This is a genomic window from Mycolicibacterium moriokaense (assembly GCF_010726085.1).
In the GTDB taxonomy this organism is placed as follows: Bacteria; Actinomycetota; Actinomycetes; order Mycobacteriales; family Mycobacteriaceae; genus Mycobacterium; species Mycobacterium moriokaense.
This window is the reverse complement of record NZ_AP022560.1, coordinates 5,294,579-5,312,188: the sequence shown is the minus strand read 5'-3', so window position 1 is coordinate 5,312,188 and position 17,610 is coordinate 5,294,579. Positions and strand designations below refer to the sequence as shown.

General features: G+C 66.3%; 15 protein-coding genes and 1 riboswitch. Of the genes, 7 read left to right on the top strand and 8 right to left on the bottom strand.

Annotation, left to right across the window (positions count from 1 at the left end; genetic code table 11):
• The first annotated feature begins 11 nt into the window (after positions 1–11).
• Together G6N43_RS25875 and G6N43_RS25870 are read left to right on the top strand one after the other, a co-directional pair.
• A complete protein-coding gene (locus G6N43_RS25875) occupies positions 12–626 on the top strand; it encodes a TetR/AcrR family transcriptional regulator (protein ID WP_083153931.1) in 615 nt (204 codons plus the stop codon).
• The gene (locus G6N43_RS25870; protein WP_083153929.1) at positions 623–2,146 is read left to right on the top strand and encodes an FAD-dependent monooxygenase; all 1,524 of its coding nucleotides are present in this window, start codon (positions 623–625) and stop codon (positions 2,144–2,146) included. Before G6N43_RS25875 ends, G6N43_RS25870 begins: the two co-directional genes overlap by 4 nt.
• A gap of 29 nt (positions 2,147–2,175) precedes the next feature.
• Here G6N43_RS25870 and G6N43_RS25865 read toward each other — a convergent pair whose 3' ends face one another.
• The 3 genes from G6N43_RS25865 to G6N43_RS25855 are packed head-to-tail and all read right to left on the bottom strand — an operon-like array spanning position 2,176 to position 5,371.
• Entirely contained in the window at positions 2,176–2,904 is a 729-nt protein-coding gene (locus G6N43_RS25865; protein ID WP_083153925.1) for a class I SAM-dependent methyltransferase, read from the bottom strand.
• The gene (metX, locus tag G6N43_RS25860; protein ID WP_083153922.1) at positions 2,901–4,025 is read right to left on the bottom strand and encodes a homoserine O-acetyltransferase MetX; all 1,125 of its coding nucleotides are present in this window, start codon (positions 4,023–4,025) and stop codon (positions 2,901–2,903) included. Before metX ends, G6N43_RS25865 begins: the two co-directional genes overlap by 4 nt.
• Positions 4,025–5,371, bottom strand: coding sequence for a bifunctional o-acetylhomoserine/o-acetylserine sulfhydrylase (locus G6N43_RS25855; protein WP_083154116.1), 1,347 nt, complete (start codon positions 5,369–5,371; stop codon positions 4,025–4,027). The genes metX and G6N43_RS25855 overlap by 1 nt, the downstream gene beginning before the upstream one ends.
• A gap of 41 nt (positions 5,372–5,412) precedes the next feature.
• Positions 5,413–5,534: riboswitch (SAM riboswitch) on the bottom strand.
• Positions 5,535–5,776: 242 nt separating this feature from the next.
• Here G6N43_RS25855 and G6N43_RS25850 point away from each other — a divergent pair.
• A complete protein-coding gene (locus tag G6N43_RS25850; protein WP_083153919.1) occupies positions 5,777–8,014 on the top strand; it encodes an NADP-dependent isocitrate dehydrogenase in 2,238 nt (745 codons plus the stop codon).
• Here the strand turns inward: G6N43_RS25850 and G6N43_RS25845 are convergent.
• Positions 8,011–8,856 carry an epoxide hydrolase EphH gene (locus tag G6N43_RS25845; protein ID WP_083153916.1) on the bottom strand — a complete coding sequence of 282 codons (846 nt, stop codon included), beginning with the start codon at positions 8,854–8,856 and terminating at the stop codon, positions 8,011–8,013. The genes G6N43_RS25850 and G6N43_RS25845 overlap by 4 nt on opposite strands.
• 154 nt (positions 8,857–9,010) lie before the next feature.
• On the opposite strand from G6N43_RS25845, the gene G6N43_RS25840 reads away from it, so the two are divergent.
• The 4 genes from G6N43_RS25840 to yhjD are packed head-to-tail and all read left to right on the top strand — an operon-like array spanning position 9,011 to position 13,262.
• Positions 9,011–9,811 (top strand): exodeoxyribonuclease III, encoded by an 801-nt coding sequence (locus G6N43_RS25840; RefSeq protein ID WP_083154114.1) that lies wholly within the window; start codon positions 9,011–9,013, stop codon positions 9,809–9,811.
• Positions 9,812–9,820: 9 nt separating this feature from the next.
• Positions 9,821–11,176 carry an NAD(P)/FAD-dependent oxidoreductase gene (locus tag G6N43_RS25835; protein WP_083153914.1) on the top strand — a complete coding sequence of 452 codons (1,356 nt, stop codon included), beginning with the start codon at positions 9,821–9,823 and terminating at the stop codon, positions 11,174–11,176.
• A gap of 22 nt (positions 11,177–11,198) precedes the next feature.
• On the top strand, positions 11,199–12,209 hold the full coding sequence (gene trpS, locus G6N43_RS25830) for a tryptophan--tRNA ligase (protein ID WP_083153909.1): 1,011 nt from the start codon (positions 11,199–11,201) through the stop codon (positions 12,207–12,209).
• 9 nt (positions 12,210–12,218) lie between these two features.
• Entirely contained in the window at positions 12,219–13,262 is a 1,044-nt protein-coding gene (gene yhjD / locus G6N43_RS25825) for an inner membrane protein YhjD (protein ID WP_083153906.1), read from the top strand.
• Here the strand turns inward: yhjD and G6N43_RS25820 are convergent.
• From G6N43_RS25820 to G6N43_RS25805, 4 genes are all read right to left on the bottom strand, one after another.
• The gene (locus G6N43_RS25820) at positions 13,259–14,491 is read right to left on the bottom strand and encodes a D-alanyl-D-alanine carboxypeptidase family protein (protein ID WP_083153903.1); all 1,233 of its coding nucleotides are present in this window, start codon (positions 14,489–14,491) and stop codon (positions 13,259–13,261) included. The two genes, yhjD and G6N43_RS25820, sit on opposite strands and share 4 nt — an antisense overlap.
• A 168-nt stretch (positions 14,492–14,659) precedes the next feature.
• The gene (locus G6N43_RS25815) at positions 14,660–15,676 is read right to left on the bottom strand and encodes an SMP-30/gluconolactonase/LRE family protein (RefSeq protein ID WP_083153900.1); all 1,017 of its coding nucleotides are present in this window, start codon (positions 15,674–15,676) and stop codon (positions 14,660–14,662) included.
• Positions 15,677–15,687: 11 nt separating this feature from the next.
• Complete coding sequence (locus tag G6N43_RS25810; protein WP_083153897.1) at positions 15,688–17,073, bottom strand: aspartate aminotransferase family protein; 1,386 nt, start codon at positions 17,071–17,073, stop codon at positions 15,688–15,690.
• A complete protein-coding gene (locus G6N43_RS25805; RefSeq protein ID WP_083153894.1) occupies positions 17,070–17,579 on the bottom strand; it encodes an Lrp/AsnC family transcriptional regulator in 510 nt (169 codons plus the stop codon). Before G6N43_RS25805 ends, G6N43_RS25810 begins: the two co-directional genes overlap by 4 nt.
• Positions 17,580–17,610 lie beyond the last annotated feature (31 nt).

The following is a 17,610-nucleotide window of genomic DNA, read 5'->3' as shown; positions in this document are numbered from 1 at the left end:
ACCTTGGCTGTATGACCGGACTTCGGGAGCGCAAGAAACTCGACACCCGGCGCGCGCTCAGTGACGCCGCACTGAAGCTGGCGTTGGAGGGCGACTTCGAGGTGGTGACGCGCGAGGCGATCGCCGATCTGGCGGGTGTGTCGTTACGCACGTTCAACAATTACTTCACGGGAAAGTACGAGGCTCTGGCGTACCGCCAGACCGAACGCCTGCGGCGCAGCATCGCCGAGCTGCGTGCACGTCCCGCCGACGAGCCGTTGTGGACATCGATCACCGAGTCGGTGCTCACGCCGCTCGAAGACGACTTTCGCGATGCTGAGAAGCAGGCCGCCAGCCGCGAGGACCTCGCCAAGATCCGGAAACTGTTGATGCGGACCGAGATTCGCGATGCCGTCTCAAAGGACCTGTTCGACGAATGGACTCAGGCGGTTGCCGAGCGCACCGGCACCGACCCTGAGGTGGACATGTATCCCCGTCTCGTCGCTGCGGTCGTGCGGGCGGTCGGTGACGCGGCGACGGAGATGTACGTGCGCGCCGACCCGCCCGTCGCGGTCACCGAGCTGATCCGCGAGGGCTTCGCGCAGGTGTCCGTCGGGCTGCCCGAACCGCGGAGGAGGAATTCATGAGCGATAGCCATACCCATGTCGCCATCGTCGGTGCCGGACCCAACGGGCTGATGCTCGCCTGTGAGCTTGCGCTCGCCGGCGTGCGCCCGGTGGTGCTCGACCAACTAGCCGGACCCAGCGACGAGCCCAAGGCCAACGGCCTTGCTGGACAGGTTGTTCGACAGCTGGACATGCGTGGGCTCTACCATGCGTTCGGCGGTGATGACGGCCCGCCGAAGCCGGTTTTCGGGTGGCACTTCGCGGGCATGCCACTCAGCTTCCTCAACATCGATGACAATCCGATGTACGCGCTTCTCATCGCCCAGCCGCGGTTGGTCCGCCTGCTCGAGAAGCGAGCTCTTGATCTCGGTGTCGACATCAGATGGGGTCATCGGCTGGCCGAAATCGACACGAGCGGTGAGAAAGTGGCGGTGGCAGTTGATTCCGATGGCGGCGGCTATCGGTTGGAAGCCGACTACCTCATCGGCGCCGACGGTGGGCACAGCACCGTGCGCAAGAGTCTGGGTATCGGATTTCCCGGTTACACATCTCCCGTTGTGAGCCGGTTGGCGCACGTCCAATTTCCTGAAGAGTCGCTGATCCCGGGTCGCGGCTACTTGATTCCCGGCTACGGCCTGCTCCCGTTCGGGACGAACAGGTTCGGCGACGGGACGCTGATCCTGGTGCCGCTCGAGCCGGACCGCCCGCTGCTCGGCACGATGGAGTACGGCTGGACACCGGGCAGTGCGAAGGGCGCGATGACGTTCGACGAACTTCGCGCCAGCGTCCGTCGACTTGTCGGTGTCGACGTTCCGATCGAGGTTCCGAAGCGCCCAGGCGTACATGCGTTGCGGCGGTTGGACGGAACGAACTCGCGCCAGGCCGAGACGTATCGCGCAGGGCGGGTGCTTCTGCTGGGGGATGCCGCGCATGTGCACTCGCCGATGGGTGGTCCGGGGTTGAACCTCGGTATGCAGGACGCGGTCAATCTCGGCTGGAAACTCGCGGGCGTCGTCAACGGCTGGGCTCCCGACTGCCTGCTCGACACCTACGAGACCGAACGCTATCCGGTAGGGGAGCGTGTGATGATGCATTCGCGGGCACAGCTGGCCCTCGCGGCTCCGGGGCCCGAAGTCAACGCCCTGCGTTCGCTTTTCGGCGAGCTCGCTGACATTCCGGAGGTGTCCGCTCACCTTGCCCGGTTGCTGGCAGGCTCGGATATCCGCTACGACGTCGGCGATTCTCATCCGCTGTCCGGCCTGATGGTGCCCGATCTCGTGTTCGACGACGGCGCGCGCGTCGCCGACCTTCTGCACGCGGCGCGCCCCGTCTTGGTCGATCTGTCCGGGGGTGCGGTGAGTCCGGTGGCTGATGGCTGGACAGAACGTATCGACGTGGTGACGGCGGCGATGAGCGACCCACCCGCCGCCGCGATGCTCATCCGGCCCGACGGCTATGTAGCCTGGGCCGCAGACGAATTCGGCGACTGCGACGCCGACCGGCTGCGTGCAGCGTTGACTCGCTGGTTCGGTTCGCTCTGATCCGAGATCGCGAACAGGGGGCTCTGATCTCAGGACAGCGTGGCGCGCGTGCACACCGTGATATACGGCAGCGCCAGGCCGTTGGAGTTGGCCAGCGCGGGGTGGGTGGCGAGCAGCTCACGGACCCGGTCGAGGGTGCGGGTGCGCACCTTCTCCGGCGACGTGATGCAGTAACTGCGCGAGGCGACCAGGTCGATGAGTGCCTGCGGCGTCAGGTAACTCGTCCAGTCGACGCGGTGATGTTCGACGTCGGTGAACACGTCAGGAAGTGACGTCTTCTCGTTGAAGTGGGCGTCCTCGTGGCCGATGATCTTGCCGAGATCCTTGACCCAGCCCATCCGCTCGTCGCGGGCGTTCCACACCAGGCCCAGCCGGCCGCCGGGCCGCAGCACCCGCGCCACCTCCTTGACGGCGCGCTCGGTGTCGAACCAGTGCCACGCCTGCGCGACAAGCACCGCGTCGACGCTGTCGTCGGGCAGCGGAATCTCCTCGGCGGTGCCCAGCAGTGCGGGCGTGTCGGGCAGCGAATTGCTGAGCAGTTCAAGCATTTCCGGAATCGGGTCGACGGCGATGACGTCCAGTCCGCGCTCGACCAACCGCGTCGTCAACTTGCCCGTGCCCGCCCCGAGATCGAGGACATCGCGGGCGTCGGCAGGGAGCAGCCAGTCGATCGCTTCCGGTGGATACGACGGTCTACCGCGCTCGTACGCCGCGGCTTCTGCACCGAAGGACAGAGAGCGCTGCTGGCTACGAGTCATGAGCGTGAAGCCAACTCCAACGTCTTGCGGATCAACTCGCCCACCGCCTCCGTCTCGACAAGGAATCCGTCGTGGCCGTAGATCGAGTCGACCACGTTCAATCCCGTACAACCCGGCAACAGCGCCGCCAATTCCTCCTGCAGCCGCAAGGGATACAGCCGGTCCGAGGTGATACCGCCGACCACCACGGGCACCGGGCAGCTGCGCAACGCGGCCTCGATGCCGCCGCGATCGCGTCCCACGTCGTGGCTGGACAGCGCTTCGGTGAGGGTCACGTAGGTGCCCGCATCGAACCGCGCCAACAGCTTGCGTCCCTGGTATTCGAGGTAGCTCTGGATCGCGTAGCGGCCACCCCGCCCCGGGTCTTCATCACCCTGCGGGTCGTTGCCGAACCGATCGTCGAGTTCGGTCTCGCCGCGATACGTCAGATGCGCGAACCGGCGGGCGATCTGCATCCCGGTGTCCGGCGAGAGGCCCGTGCCGTAGTAGTCGCCGTTGCACCAGTTCGGGTCGGACTTGATGGCCGCGATCTGCGTGCTCTGGGTGCCGATCTGATCGGCCGTAGCCCGCGCCCCGACCGCCAGCACCAGCGCCGCGCGCACCGTGTCGGGATGGCCGATGATCCACTCGAGTGCCCGCGCGCCGCCCATCGAACCGCCGACGACCGCGGCGACCCGGGTGATGCCCAGCGCCTTCAACGCGGCGATGTCGGCCTCTACCTGGTCGCGCACGGAGATCAGGGGAAACCGTGAGCCCCATGGCTTTCCGTCCGGGTGCAGTGAGCTCGGACCGGTCGAGCCACGGAAGCCGCCGAGCACGTTGGTGGCGATCGCGCACCAGCGGGTGGTGTCGATCGGCGCGCCGGGGCCGGCGACGCCTTCCCACCAGCCTTCGGTCTCGTCGCCGGGCCCGGTGGGACCCGTGATGTGCGAGTCGCCGGTGAGCGCGTGCAGCACGACGACGACGTTGTCGCGGCTCGGTGACAGCTCGCCCCACCGCTGCACGGCGATGGTGACGTCGTCGATGACCGCGCCGTTCTCCAGCGTCAGATCGCCGATGTCGACATAACCGACCTCTCCCTCGGCGGGGAGGGTCGCCGTTCGCACGTCCAGAACCGTCATCAGAACGCTGCCGTGGCCTTGGGATCCGCAGATTCCGCGGAGTTGAACGGCTTGGCCGCGGCGAAGCCCTGCTCGAGGTCGGCGAGGATGTCATCGATGCCCTCGATGCCGACCGCCAGCCGCACGAGTCCCGGTGTCACACCGGTGGCCAACTGCTCCTCGGGGGTGAGCTGGGCATGCGTCGTGGACGCTGGGTGGATGACCAGCGACCGCACATCGCCGATGTTGGCGACGTGGCTGTGCAACGTCAACGCGTTCACGAATGCCTTACCCGCGTCGATGCCGCCGGCAAGCTCGAAGGCCAGCACCGCACCGGTTCCCTTGGGCGCCAGCTTCTTTCCGAGCTCGTACCACGGCGAGCTGGGCAGCCCGGCGTAGTTCACCGAGACGACGTCCTCGTGTGCGTCCAGGAACTCGGCGACGCGCTGGGCGTTCTGCACGTGCCGCTCGATGCGTAGGCTCAGCGTCTCCAGTCCCTGCGCCACCAGGAACGCGTTGAACGGCGAGGCCGCCGACCCGAGGTCGCGCAGCAGCTGCACGCGTGCCTTCAGCGCGAACGCGGGCGGACCGAGTTCGGCGAACACCACACCGTGGTAACTCGGGTCGGGTTCGGTGAAGCCGGGGAACCTGCCGTTGGTCCAGTCGAACTTGCCGCCGTCGACGATCACGCCGGCTATCGCCGCGCCGTGTCCGCCGAGGTACTTGGTCGCCGAGTGCACGACGATGTCGGCACCGTGCGCCAGCGGCTGGATCAGATACGGGGTGGCGACGGTGTTGTCGACGATCAGCGGGACGCCCACGTCGTGCGCGACCGCGGCGACGCCGGGGATGTCGAGGATGTCGTTCTGCGGGTTGGAGATCGTCTCGCCGAAGAACGCCTTGGTGTTGGGTTGCGCCGCCGCACGCCACGACTCGAGGTCGTCGGGGTTCTCCACGAAGCTGACCTCGATGCCGATCTTGGGCAGCGTGTAGTGGAAGAGGTTGTAGGTGCCGCCGTACAGGCGCGGGCTGGACACAATGTGGTCGCCCGCGTTGGCGAGGTTGAGGATCGCGAAGTGCTCGGCGGCCTGACCGGAGGCCAGGAACAGCGCCGCGACGCCGCCTTCGAGGGCTGCAATGCGCTGCTCGACGACGTCCTGCGTCGGGTTCATGATCCGGGTGTAGATGTTGCCCGGCTCGGCGAGGCCGAACAGCGCCGCGGCGTGCTCGGTGCTGTTGAACGTGTACGACGTCGTCTGGTAGATCGGCAACGCCCGCGCGTTCGTCGCGATGTCCGGGGTCTGGCCCGCATGGACCTGCTTGGTTTCGAATGCCCAGTTCTGGGTGGGGTCGTCTGACGTGCTCATGGCACGGCCCTCCATCTGTCTGTCAGGGGGCCCGCCCAGCGGACCCGCGCTTGCCGGTAACCCGTCCTAATGGCTACTCAACCTGGTCATCACCCGGGGCACCCCACCGCGGTTGGAGGGTTGCCGGCCAGCAAGCCGGGGCTTGACGCTGGCGCTCATGACCGAGGACAGAGTATCGCACGATCTCGACGGCGTGCCAACGGACCTTTTCGGAGTCGCCGGCCACCAGGAAATGGTCGCCCGACCAGCCGCTACCGGTCATGGGGTGGATGTACCTAATTTGCAGACCCCGGCAGGTCCGGATGCGGCGGTGGGAGCCCTGATGAGAACCCCACCTCGGGCGTAGCGTCATAGCTGACGCGATACTGATAGCCGACTACAGATCAATAGCGCCGGGAGACACATATGAGCGACAAGCAGCCGACCATCATCTACACCCTGACCGACGAGGCGCCGCTGCTTGCGACCTATGGCTTTCTGCCGATCATCCGGACGTTCGCGGACCCGGCGGGCATCAACATCGAAACCAGCGACATCTCGGTCGCGGCCCGCATCCTGGCCGAGTTCGGCGACTACCTGACCGAAGAACAGCGCGTGCCCGACAACCTGGGCAGGCTCGGCACGCTGACGCATGAGCCCGACACCAACATCATCAAGCTGCCCAACATCAGCGCGTCCGTCCCACAGCTCTACGCCGCGATCAAGGAGCTGCAGGAGAAGGGCTACGCGGTGCCCGACTATCCGGCGCAGCCCAAGAACGACGAGGAGAAGGAACTCAACCGGCGCTACGGCAAGGTGCTGGGTAGCGCCGTCAACCCCGTTCTGCGCGAAGGGAATTCAGACCGCCGCGCGCCTAAGGCCGTCAAGGAGTACGCGCGTAAGCACCCGCACAGCATGGGCCAGTGGTCGCAGGCGTCGCGCACCCACGTCGCGACCATGAAGCGCGGCGACTTCTACCACGGTGAGAAGTCGATGACGCTGGACCGTGACCGTCGGGTCCGGATGGAGCTGAAAACCAAGAGCGGCAACACGATTGTGCTCAAGCCCGAGACGGTGCTGGACAACGGTGACGTCATCGACTCGATGTTCATGAGCAAGAAGGCGTTGGTGGCTTTCTACGAGGAGCAGATCGAGGACGCCTACAAGACCGGCGTGATGTTCTCGCTGCACGTCAAGGCGACCATGATGAAGGTCAGCCACCCGATCGTATTCGGTCACTGCGTGAAGGTGTTCTACAAGGAGGCGTTCGCCAAGCACCAGAAGGTGCTCGACGAGCTGGGCGTCAACGTCAACAACGGAATGGTCGATCTGTACAACAAGATCGAGGCGCTGCCCTCGTCGCAGCGTGAGGAGATCATTCAGGACATTCACGACGTCCACGAGCACCGGCCCGAGCTCGCGATGGTGGATTCGGCCAAGGGCATCACCAACTTCCACTCGCCCAGCGATGTGATCGTCGACGCCTCGATGCCCGCCATGATCCGCCTCGGCGGCAAGATGTACGGCGCCGACGGACGGACCAAGGACACCAAGGCCGTCAACCCCGAGTCGACGTTCTCGCGCATCTATCAGGAGATGATCAACTGGTGTAAGACCAACGGCCAGTTCGATCCGACGACCATGGGTACGGTGCCGAACGTCGGCCTGATGGCACAGCAGGCCGAGGAATACGGCAGCCACGACAAGACATTCGAGATCCCCGAGGACGGCGTCGCGGACATCGTCGACATCGACACCGGCGAGGTGCTGATGTCGCAGAACGTCGAAGAGGGCGACATCTGGCGGATGCCGGTCGTCAAGGACGCGGCGATCCGCGACTGGGTCAAGCTGGCCGTCACCCGGGCTCGCGCGTCGGACATGACAGCGGTGTTCTGGCTGGACACCGAGCGCCCGCACGAGATGGAACTTCGCAAAAAGGTGAAGGCCTACCTGCAGGACCACGACACCGACGGTCTGAAGATCCAGATCATGCCGCAGGTCTGGGCGATGCGGTACACGCTCGAGCGGGTGACCCGCGGACAGGACACCATCGCGGTGACCGGAAACATCCTGCGCGACTACCTGACCGACCTGTTCCCGATCCTGGAGCTGGGCACCAGCGCCAAGATGCTGTCGATCGTGCCGCTGATGGCCGGCGGCGGCATGTACGAGACCGGCGCGGGTGGCTCGGCCCCCAAGCACGTGCAGCAGCTGGTCGAGGAGAACCATCTGCGGTGGGATTCGCTTGGCGAATTCCTCGCGCTGGGAGCGTGTTTCGAGGACATCGGCCGCAAGAACGACAACAAGCGCGCCGCCCTGCTCGCGACCACACTGGACGCAGCGATCGGCCAACTGCTGGAAAACGACAAGGGGCCGTCGCGCAAGACCGGCGAGCTCGACAACCGGGGCAGCCAGTTCTATCTCGCGATGTACTGGGCGCAGGAACTCGCCCAGCAGACCGAGGACAAGGAGCTGGCCGACCACTTCGCCGCGCTGGCCAAGTCGCTGGCCGAGAACGAGGACGCCATCGTCACCGAACTCGCTGAGGTACAGGGCGATCCGGTCGACATCGGCGGGTACTACTACCCGGATCCCGAGAAGACCACGGCGGTGATGCGGCCGAGCAAGACGTTCAACTCGGTGCTGGAGTCCGCTCGGGCCTAGCCGATGGCCTGGCTCGGTTTGTCGTCTCGGGCTGGCGCCGCGTAGCGATCGGTGAACTCGACGATCAGGTCGGCGATCTTGCGCGGCGCCTCGAACATCGGGATGTGCCCGACGTCGTCGAGATGCGTCACCTGTGGGGACTCTGGCAGGTGTCTGGTGAAGTGCCGGGTGAACCGCGGATGCGGTAACACCCTGTCCTTCTCGCAGATGACGAGATGCGTTGGCGTCTTCGCCTCGGCCAGTTCCATCAGGCCGGGCATCAACAGCGACTTGACCAGTAGCTGGTAGTACGCCGGGCAGTGGGTGACGTCGTCGATGATGTCGAACCACTGCTCGTCGCTGAGCCGGTCGGCCCTTGCGCTGATCGGCACGAACGCGACCTGGCGGACATACGGCAACCGCAGCGAGCGCTGGCCCAGCGCCTTCGCCGTCAGCCAGACCGGCAGGCCCGCGACGAACTTGAACACGATCTCGAACTTCGCGGGGGTATAGCGGGTCCAGCCGCCGGCCGGTGCGATGCCCGTCAGCGTGCGGGCCCGGCCGCGGCGCGCCAGCTCGAACGCCACCCAGCCGCCGAGGGAGTTGCCGACGATGTGGGCGGTGTCCCAGCCGAGGGCGTCCATCCGGCGTTCCATGTCGTCGGCCAGCTCGGGGGTGTCCAGGAAGAACCTGCCCTTGATGCCGCCGTTGTGGCCGGGCATGGTGGGCGCGAGCACCTCGTAGCGACCCGTGTCAGCAACCAGTGGGGCGACGCCTTTCCAGACGTTCTGGGACATCATGAAGGGATGCAGCAAAAGCATCGGCTCACCTGATCCCAGGTGTATCGGTGCGCGCTCGATCATCTGCCCGACACTAAGGTGATACCGCCGGTACCGCAAGCGGCCCTCGAACGAACGTGACGCCAGGGCTGTGAAAAGGGCGGCCCAGCGACCCGGAACGCTATTTCGCGCAGAGGTGAGCTGGAGCGGCTCGATAGGGTCTGACCTCGTGTCTTCGCTGATCGTCTCGACCATCAACGTCAACGGCATCCGCGCAGCGATCAAACAACGCTCGCCGGAAAACCTCGGACTGCTGCCCTGGCTCGCCGACACCACCGCCGACGTGGTGTGCCTGCAGGAGACACGCGCCGACGACGAGCAGCTCGCGACCGCACTGGCGCCCGCACTGGCCGACGGTTGGCACCTCGCGTCGGCGGAACCACACATCAAGGGGCGCAGCGGCGTCGCGATCCTGTCGCGCCATCCGATCGAGGCGAGCCGGCTGATCGAATCCGACGAATTCGGTTCGCACGGACGGTATCTGGAGGCCGACACCGCGGGTGTGACCGTTGCCAGCCTGTACATCCAGACCGGTGAGGCGGATACCCCGCGCCAGCTGGAGAAGGAGCGGTTCATGGCGACCCTCGGGGCGCGGATGGCGGCGCTGCAGGCGGCTGGCCGCGACGCGGTCCTGTGCGGCGACTGGAACATCGCGCACACCGAGGCGGACATCAAGAACTGGAAAGGCAACCTGAAGAAGTCAGGCTTTCTGCCCAGCGAGCGGGCCTGGCTGTCCGAGCTGCTGGCGTCCGGCTGGGTCGACGTGGTCCGCGCGCTGCACCCCGACGTCGCGGGGCCGTACAGCTGGTGGTCGTGGCGCGGCCGGGCATTCGACAACGACGCCGGCTGGCGTATCGACTACCACCTGGCCACCGCGGAGCTGGCGGTGCGTGCAGTGTCGGCCCGGGTCGAGCGCGCGGCGGCCTACGCGCTGCGCTGGTCTGACCACGCCCCGGTGACGGTCGAATTTTCGGGCTAAGGTCCGTGAATGACCGTCGACAACAACGCCGGCCGGCGCCATCGCGTCGTCATCATCGGGTCCGGTTTCGGAGGGCTATTCGCGGCGAAGGGTCTCAAGCGCGCAGACGTCGACGTCACACTCATCGCGAAGACGACCCACCACCTGTTCCAGCCGCTGCTCTACCAGGTTGCCACAGGCATCCTGTCGGTCGGCGAGATCGCGCCCGCGACGCGAATCATCTTGCGTAAGCAGCGAAATACCCAAGTGCTGCTCGGCGACGTGGTCGGGATCGACCTCGAGAAGAAGACCGTCACCTCCAAACTGCTCGACTGGGAGCGCGTCACGACGTACGACAGTCTGATCGTGGCCGCCGGTGCGCAGCAGTCCTACTTCGGCAACGACCACTTCGAGGCCTTCGCCCCCGGGATGAAGACCGTCGACGACGCGCTCGAGCTGCGGGGGCGGATCCTCGGCGCCTTCGAGGCGGCCGAGGTGACGACGTCTGAGGAGGAGCGCAAGCGCCGGCTGACGTTCGTCGTCGTAGGTGCGGGACCGACCGGCGTCGAGGTCGTCGGCCAGATCGCCGAGCTCGCGGACCGGACGTTGAAGGGCGCGTTCCGGAGCATCGACCCGACCCATGCCCGGGTGATCCTCATCGAGGCCGCGTCCGCGGTGCTGCCGCCGATGGGGCCGAAGCTCGGGCTCAAGGCGCAGCGCCGGCTCGAGAAGATGGGCGTCGAGGTCAAGCTCAACACGATGGTCACCGACGTCGACTACATGGGCCTGACGGTGAAAGAGGACGGCGAGGAGCACCGAATCGAGTGCGCGGTCAAAGTGTGGTCCGCCGGGGTGCAGGCCAGCCCGCTCGGCAAGCTGATCGCGGACCAGTCCGACGGCACCGAGGTCGACCGGGCCGGCCGTGTCGTCGTCGAACCCGATCTCACCGTCAAGGGCCATCCAAACGTCTTCGTCATCGGCGACCTGATGAGCGTGCCTGGTGTGCCGGGGATGGCCCAGGGGGCGATCCAGGGCGCGGTTTACGCCACCAAGCAGATCAAGGCGGAGCTCAAGGGCGCGCAGCCGGCCGACCGAAAGCCGTTCAAGTACTTCAACAAAGGCAGCATGGCCACCGTGTCGCGGTTCAGCGCGGTATGCCAGATCGGCAAGATCGAGTTCGGCGGCTTCCTGGCCTGGCTGGCCTGGCTGGGGCTGCATCTGTACTACCTCGTGGGCAGCCGCAACCGCATCGTCGCCGTGTACTCCTGGTTCATCACCTTCCTGGGCCGGGGCCGGGGCCAGCTGGCGATCACCGAACGGTGGGTGTTCGCCCGCAGGGCGCTGGAGCAGTCGCGGGACCAGAGCGCCCAGAAATCCATTGGGTGACGCGTGCCAAGATTGACCCATCATGAGCAACTCCCGCCCCGTCGTGTTCTCCGGCGTCCAGCCGACCTCTGACTCCCTGCATCTCGGCAACGCGCTGGGTGCGATCAAGCAGTGGGTGGGTCTGCAGGACTCCTACGATGCGTTCTACTGCGTGGTCGACCTGCACGCGATCACGATTCCGCAGGACCCCGAGCGGCTCCGGCAGCGCACGCTGGTCACCGCCGCGCAGTACCTCGCGCTGGGCATCGACCCGTCGCGCAGCACGATCTTCGTGCAGAGCCACGTGCCCGCACACACCGAACTGGCTTGGGTGCTCGGCTGTTTCACCGGCTTCGGCCAGGCATCGCGGATGACCCAGTTCAAGGACAAGTCGCAGAAGGAGGGCAGTGACGCCACCACCGTCGGGCTCTTCACGTACCCGGTGCTGATGGCCGCCGACGTCCTGCTCTACGACACCGAGCTGGTGCCCGTCGGCGAGGACCAGCGTCAGCACCTCGAACTGGCCCGCGACGTCGCGCAGCGGTTCAACGCCCGTTTCCCCGACACCTTCGTGGTCCCCGAGGTGATGATCCAGAAGGTCACCGCCAAGATCTACGACCTGGCCGACCCGACATCGAAGATGAGCAAGTCCGCGGCCACCGAGGCGGGGCTGATCAACCTGCTCGACGATCCGAAGAAGACCGCGAAGAAGATCCGCTCGGCGGTGACCGACAGCGAGCGTGAGATCCGCTACGACCCGGTCGCCAAGGCCGGTGTCTCCAACCTGCTGACGATTCAGTCCGCGATCACCGGTGTCGACGTCGAGAAGCTCGCCGAGAGCTACGCCGGGCGCGGGTACGGCGACCTCAAGGTCGACACCGCCGACGCCGTCGTCGAGTTCGTCCGCCCAATCCAGGAGCGCGTCGACGAACTGCTGGCCGACCCCGCCGAACTCGAGTCGGTGCTGGCGGCCGGCGCCGAGCGGGCCAAAGACGTGTCTGCGAAGACGCTGCGACGGGTATACGACCGGTTAGGGTTTCTCCTCGCGCCGTAGGGGGCTTGAATGACACCTCCGGTCCAGCCGGACACCTCGGAGAGCAAACCCGGGATTCTCGATCGCTATCGCGCGAAGTACCACTGGTTCGACCACGTGATGCGCGCCCAGGAGCGGTATCAGGACAGCAAGGGCGACTTCTACGCCGCAGGCATCACGTATTTCACGATCTTCGCGCTGTTCCCCATGCTGATGGTCGGCTTCGCAATCGGCGGCTTCATCCTCGTGAGCCAGCCCGAACTGCTCGCCGACATCCAGGACCGGATCAAGGCGTCGGTGACCGGCGACATCGGAAACCAACTCATCGAGCTGATGAACTCGGCGATCAACTCGCGCACCTCCGTCGGGATCATCGGCCTCGCCACGGCCGCGTGGGCGGGCCTCGGCTGGATGGCGAACCTGCGCGAAGCGCTGAGCCAGATGTGGGGGATGGCCCGGCGCGAGTCCAAAGGGTTTGTCCTCACCAAATTGTCGGACCTGACGGCAATGGTCGGCCTGTTTCTCGCACTCGTCTTCACCATCGGGCTCACCGTGCTGAGCGGATCGAAGCCGATGGAGCAGGTGCTGGAATGGTTTGGGCTGCAAGACCTTCCGGGCGTGAGTTTTGCGCTGCGGGTGGTGTCGTTCGTGGTGTCGGTGCTCATCACTTGGCTGTTGTTCACGTGGATGATCGCGCGGCTGCCCCGCGAGTCGGTCAGCTTCCGCAGCGCGCTGCGGGCGGGGCTGATGGCCGCGGTGGCCTTCGAGATCTTCAAACAGGTGGCATCGTTCTACCTGCGGTCGGTGGTCACCGGGCCCGCCGGAGCGACGTTCGGCCCCGTGCTGGGTCTGATGGTGTTCGCCTACATCACCGCGCGGCTCATCCTGTTCGCCACCGCATGGGCCGCGACGGCGCAGGACAACCTGGAGGCCGCGCCGGTCGACCCCCCCGGCCCCGCGCAGATCGCTCCGCGCGTGCAGTTCCGTGAGGGCCTGGGTGTCGGCGGGACGCTCGCCGCAGTGGCGGTGGGGGCCCTTGGCGCGCTGAGCCTTTCGCGGTTGCGCAAGCGCTAGTGCTGGGGGCGGCGGTTCAGCGAGCGGGCCGTCATGATGAGCCCGAACACGATGATCGAACCGACGATGCCGACCCCGACGCGCACGGGCGTGGCATCGACGTCGGACAGCATCGGTGCAGCGTTGACACCGGGGGCGCCTGCGGCGGTCTCGAGCTTCGGCGCGACCAGTGAGGGGTCGGGTTCGACCAGTGTGCCGATCTGGGTGCCCGGCGGGGTCGCGAAGCCGTAGTCCAGCAGATGCGCCGCCTGCTCCCAGGGCGCGATCGGCTGGCGGGTGCCGTGCAGCAGCACCGCCACCAGACGGCGGCCGTCACGTTCGGCCGCCCCGACGAACGTCTGGCCCGCGTCGTCGGTGTAGCCGGTCTTGCCGCCGAGGGCGCCTGGATAGTTGAGCAGCAGCTTGTTGTCGTTCTCGATCGGATAGCCGGCGTCCCCGCGGCCGGGGAAGTCGAAGGTGCGGGTGCTGACGATGTCGGCGAAAATCGGGTTCTGCCAGGCGTATCGGTAGAACAGCGCCATGTCGTACGCCGACGTGCTCATGCCGGGGCCGTCGAGGCCGGACGGCGTCGCCACCCGCGTGTCGTACCCGCCGAGTTTCTTCGCGAGGTCGTTGAGCTTGACCAGGGTGGCGTCCATCCCACCGAGTTGTCTCGCCAGCGCGAAGGCCGCGTCGTTGCCCGAGTACATCAGCAGCCCGTGCAGCAGGTCGTTGATGGAGTAGTGGCCGTTCTCGCCGACGCCGACCTTGGTGCCCTCCTGCGCGGCATCCTCGGCGGTGCCCGCCACGACCTTGTGGATCGGCAGGTCCTTGATGGCCTGCATCGCGACGAGGACCTTGATGATGCTCGCGGGGCGATGACGTCCGTGCGGGTCCTTGGCGGCGATGACCTCGCCGGTGTCGAGGTCGGCGACCAGCCACGCCTCGGCGGAGATGTCGTTGGGCACCGGCGGTGTGCCGGGCGCGGTGATGACGCCGCAACCGGCGAGCGCGTCACCGCCCATCGGCTTGGCCGGGACGGGGAGCGGAGCGGGCGGACTCTGGCCGGGCTTGGGAACCTCGGACGCGTCGACGGCCGGCGGCGTCGTCTCTTTGTACGGGCAGGCGTTGGTGTCCGGCGCGGCGTCGGGCTGGGCGGACGCGATCGCGGGGGAGACCAACGAGGACAGTGCCAAGACCAGCGCCGCCGACAGGGCCGCAGCGCGAGACGCGGTTCGAACATTCCCCATGGTGAGCGCAGATTAGGTCTTCACGAGCGGGTTTGCCGGGAGGCGCGCTGTGACAGCTGTGATTGATGTTTCAAATGTGACTCGGTGGGAGTGGCATATGCGTCGCTGTCCACGAGCTGCAGCAGAAGTGCCCAGCAGAACGTTGATAGCGATGACGAGCGGCGGGTTTCAGCGCAGCGCCGTCGCCGCCAGGTCGACGTACGCGACGGCCGGGCCGCCGATCGAGCCCATCCACAGCTTGCCGTCGGCTTCAACCAGCCCCGTCACCAGGCCGAAACTGGGATGCTCGGTGCGCACTCCCGCGACGGGGTTGCCCGTATCCGGGTCGAATGCCACCGCCCACACCACTGGCTTGATCTTCGGCTGCAGCCGGTCGGGCAGCCGCCACAGCAGCTTGCGTATCGCGGGCAGAGTCCTCGGCAATAGCTCCGCAACGGGATTGATGGCTGTCACCATCGCGCACCAGATTCTTCCGTCGGCGCCCGTCGACAAGTTGTCCGGGCTGCCCGGCAGATTGACCGCCAGCGCCGTCACCGTGCCCGCCTTGTCGCCGGTGAGCCAGTACTTCGACAGCCGCCGCGCCTGCGTCTCGGCGAACACCAGCGCGGACCCGTCGGCCGTCGGCGTGATGCCGTTGGCGAAGTAGAGACCGGCGGCGACGGTGAGCACCGTCCCGTCGGGATCGCGTCGGAACACGCTGCCGCGGTTGCGCGCCTCGAAGATGGGCCCGAGGAAGTGCTCGTAGGTGAACGCGCTGGTGGACTCCGTGAAATAGATTGTGCCGTCAGCTAATTCGGTGACATTCGAGCAGAACATCAGCTTCCGACCGTCGACCTCTGCGACCAGCGTCTCCACGGCACCGGTCGCCGGGTCGAGCGCCAGCAGGCCGCCCGGACTACTGCACACCAGTATGCGGCCGTCGCGGGCGACATGCATGCCGAGCGGTCGGCCGTCGATCTGCGCGACCACCACCACCTCGCCGCCGTCCGGGGCGATGCGCACGATCTTGCCGTCGATCAGACCCGCCCAGATGTGGCCGTCAGCGTCGACGACCACATCCTCGGGCGCGTCGCCGCCAACCGGGACCACAGTCAGTTCCGCAGCCGGAAAATCCGGCAACGGATCGACCGGAGGCGGGGTCCAGCGAACAGGGTCGATCGGCGGCTTGCGCGTTTTCGAAGTCACCGCTCGAGCGCCTACAGCAGCCGACTGGCTTCCTCGAGGACCCCGCGCAGGATCTCGTAGATCGCGTCGAATTCCTTCTGCCCGCTGATCAGCGGCGGCGCCAACTGCACGACTGGGTCGCCACGGTCGTCGGCGCGGCAGTACAGGCCCGCGTCGAACAACGCGGGAGTCAAGAAGCCGCGCAGCAGCCGTTCGCTCTCCTCGTCGTTGAAGGTCTCCTTGGTGGTCTTGTCCTTGACGAGCTCGATGCCGTAGAAGAACCCTTCGCCGCGAACGTCGCCGACGATCGGCAGATCGTAGAGCTTCTCGAGCGTCGCGCGGAACGCAGGGGCGTTCTGCTTGACGTGGTCGTTGAGACCTTCGCGCTCGAAGATGTCGAGGTTGGCCAGCGCTACCGCCGACGACACCGGATGACCGCCGAACGTATAGCCGTGGCCGAACGTCGTCTTGCCGTCGTTGAACGGCTCGAACAGGCGATCGGAGGCGATCATCGCACCGATCGGCGAGTAGCCCGACGTCAAACCCTTTGCGCACGTGATGATGTCGGGCACATAGCCGAAGTCGTCACACGCGAACATCGAACCGATGCGGCCGTACGCGCAGATCACCTCGTCGGACACCAGCAGCACGTCGTACTCGTCGCAGATCTCGCGGACGCGTTCGAAGTACCCGGGCGGCGGCGGGAAGCAGCCACCTGCGTTCTGCACCGGCTCGAGGAAGACGGCGGCGACGGTGTCGGGGCCCTCGAACTCGATCGCCTCGGCGATGCGATCCGCGCAGTACTCGCCCCACGCCTTGATGTCGGTGTCGTACGGCGCGGGCGCGCGGTAGAAGTTGGTGTTCGGTACCCGGAAGCCGCCTGGCGTCAGCGGCTCGAACGGCTGCTTGAACACGGGCAGGCCGGTGATCGCCAGCGCACCCTGCGGTGTGCCGTGGTAGGCGATCGACCGCGAAACCACTTTGTACTTACTGGGTTTGCCCGTCAGCTTGAAGTAGTTCTTGGCCAGCTTCCACGCCGATTCGACGGCCTCGCCGCCGCCGGTCGTGAAGAAGACGCGGTTGAGATCGCCTGGTGCGTAACCCGCGATGCGCTCGGCGAGCTCGACGGCGGGCGGCGTGGCGTAGGACCACAGCGGGAAGAAGGACAGCGTCTCGGCCTGCTTCGCGGCGGCCTCGGCGAGTTCTTTGCGGCCGTGGCCGACCTGGACGACGAAAAGCCCCGACAGGCCGTCGATGTAGCTCTTGCCCTTGTCGTCCCAGATGGTGACGCCTTCGCCGCGGGTGATGATCGGCGGCGTGATACCTGCGCCGTGGCGGGCGAAGTGCCCCCACAGGTGCCGGTTGGCCTTGGCGCCGAGGTCGGTTGAGAGATCTGAAGTGATATCGGTAGCGGTCATCTTGTGCCCCAATTGTATTGCTGTTTAACGAGTTTCAGGTAAACGAGTGTCTCGGTGGATATCACTCCCGGTAGTGCTCGGATTTGGGTGTTGAGTAGGTCGAGTAGATCGTCGTCGTCCGCGCAGACGACCTCACAGATGGCGTCGAACGAGCCCGCAGTGAGCACGACGTAGTCGACGGATTCGATGGCAGCCAGTTTCTCGGCGACGCGGGTGGTGTCCCCGGTGCATTTGATGCCGATCATCGCCTGGCGGGCGAACCCCAGCTGCATCGGATCGGTGACCGCCACGATCTGCATGACGCCCGCATCGACCATCCGCTGGACGCGCTGACGGACCGCGGCTTCAGAGAGGCCGACCGCCTTGCCGATGCCGGCATAGGAACGACGGCCGTCCTGCTGCAACTTCTCGATAATCTGCTTCGACAGGTCGTCAAGCTGGAACGCCGCGCCAGGCCTGGATTGGTTGACGCGGAACGATACGGGTCCGAGACCCGGGTTAGCCATGCCCAAGATTGTGCACGGAATCCGTCGTGGC

Coding starts and splice junctions, on each gene's coding strand:
- G6N43_RS25850 (WP_083153919.1), top strand. CDS start 5,777: ATGAGCGACAAGCAGCCGACCATCATCTACACCCTGACCGACGAGGCG.
- G6N43_RS25870 (WP_083153929.1), top strand. CDS start 623: ATGAGCGATAGCCATACCCATGTCGCCATCGTCGGTGCCGGACCCAAC.
- G6N43_RS25835 (WP_083153914.1), top strand. CDS start 9,821: ATGACCGTCGACAACAACGCCGGCCGGCGCCATCGCGTCGTCATCATC.
- metX (WP_083153922.1), bottom strand. CDS start 4,025: ATGACGGTTCTGGACGTGCGAACGGCGACCCTCCCCGCCGAGGGAGAG.
- G6N43_RS25805 (WP_083153894.1), bottom strand. CDS start 17,579: ATGGCTAACCCGGGTCTCGGACCCGTATCGTTCCGCGTCAACCAATCC.
- G6N43_RS25865 (WP_083153925.1), bottom strand. CDS start 2,904: ATGACTCGTAGCCAGCAGCGCTCTCTGTCCTTCGGTGCAGAAGCCGCG.
- yhjD (WP_083153906.1), top strand. CDS start 12,219: ATGACACCTCCGGTCCAGCCGGACACCTCGGAGAGCAAACCCGGGATT.
- G6N43_RS25810 (WP_083153897.1), bottom strand. CDS start 17,073: ATGACCGCTACCGATATCACTTCAGATCTCTCAACCGACCTCGGCGCC.
- G6N43_RS25855 (WP_083154116.1), bottom strand. CDS start 5,371: ATGAGCACGTCAGACGACCCCACCCAGAACTGGGCATTCGAAACCAAG.
- G6N43_RS25875 (WP_083153931.1), top strand. CDS start 12: ATGACCGGACTTCGGGAGCGCAAGAAACTCGACACCCGGCGCGCGCTC.
- G6N43_RS25820 (WP_083153903.1), bottom strand. CDS start 14,491: ATGGGGAATGTTCGAACCGCGTCTCGCGCTGCGGCCCTGTCGGCGGCG.
- G6N43_RS25845 (WP_083153916.1), bottom strand. CDS start 8,856: ATGATCGAGCGCGCACCGATACACCTGGGATCAGGTGAGCCGATGCTT.
- trpS (WP_083153909.1), top strand. CDS start 11,199: ATGAGCAACTCCCGCCCCGTCGTGTTCTCCGGCGTCCAGCCGACCTCT.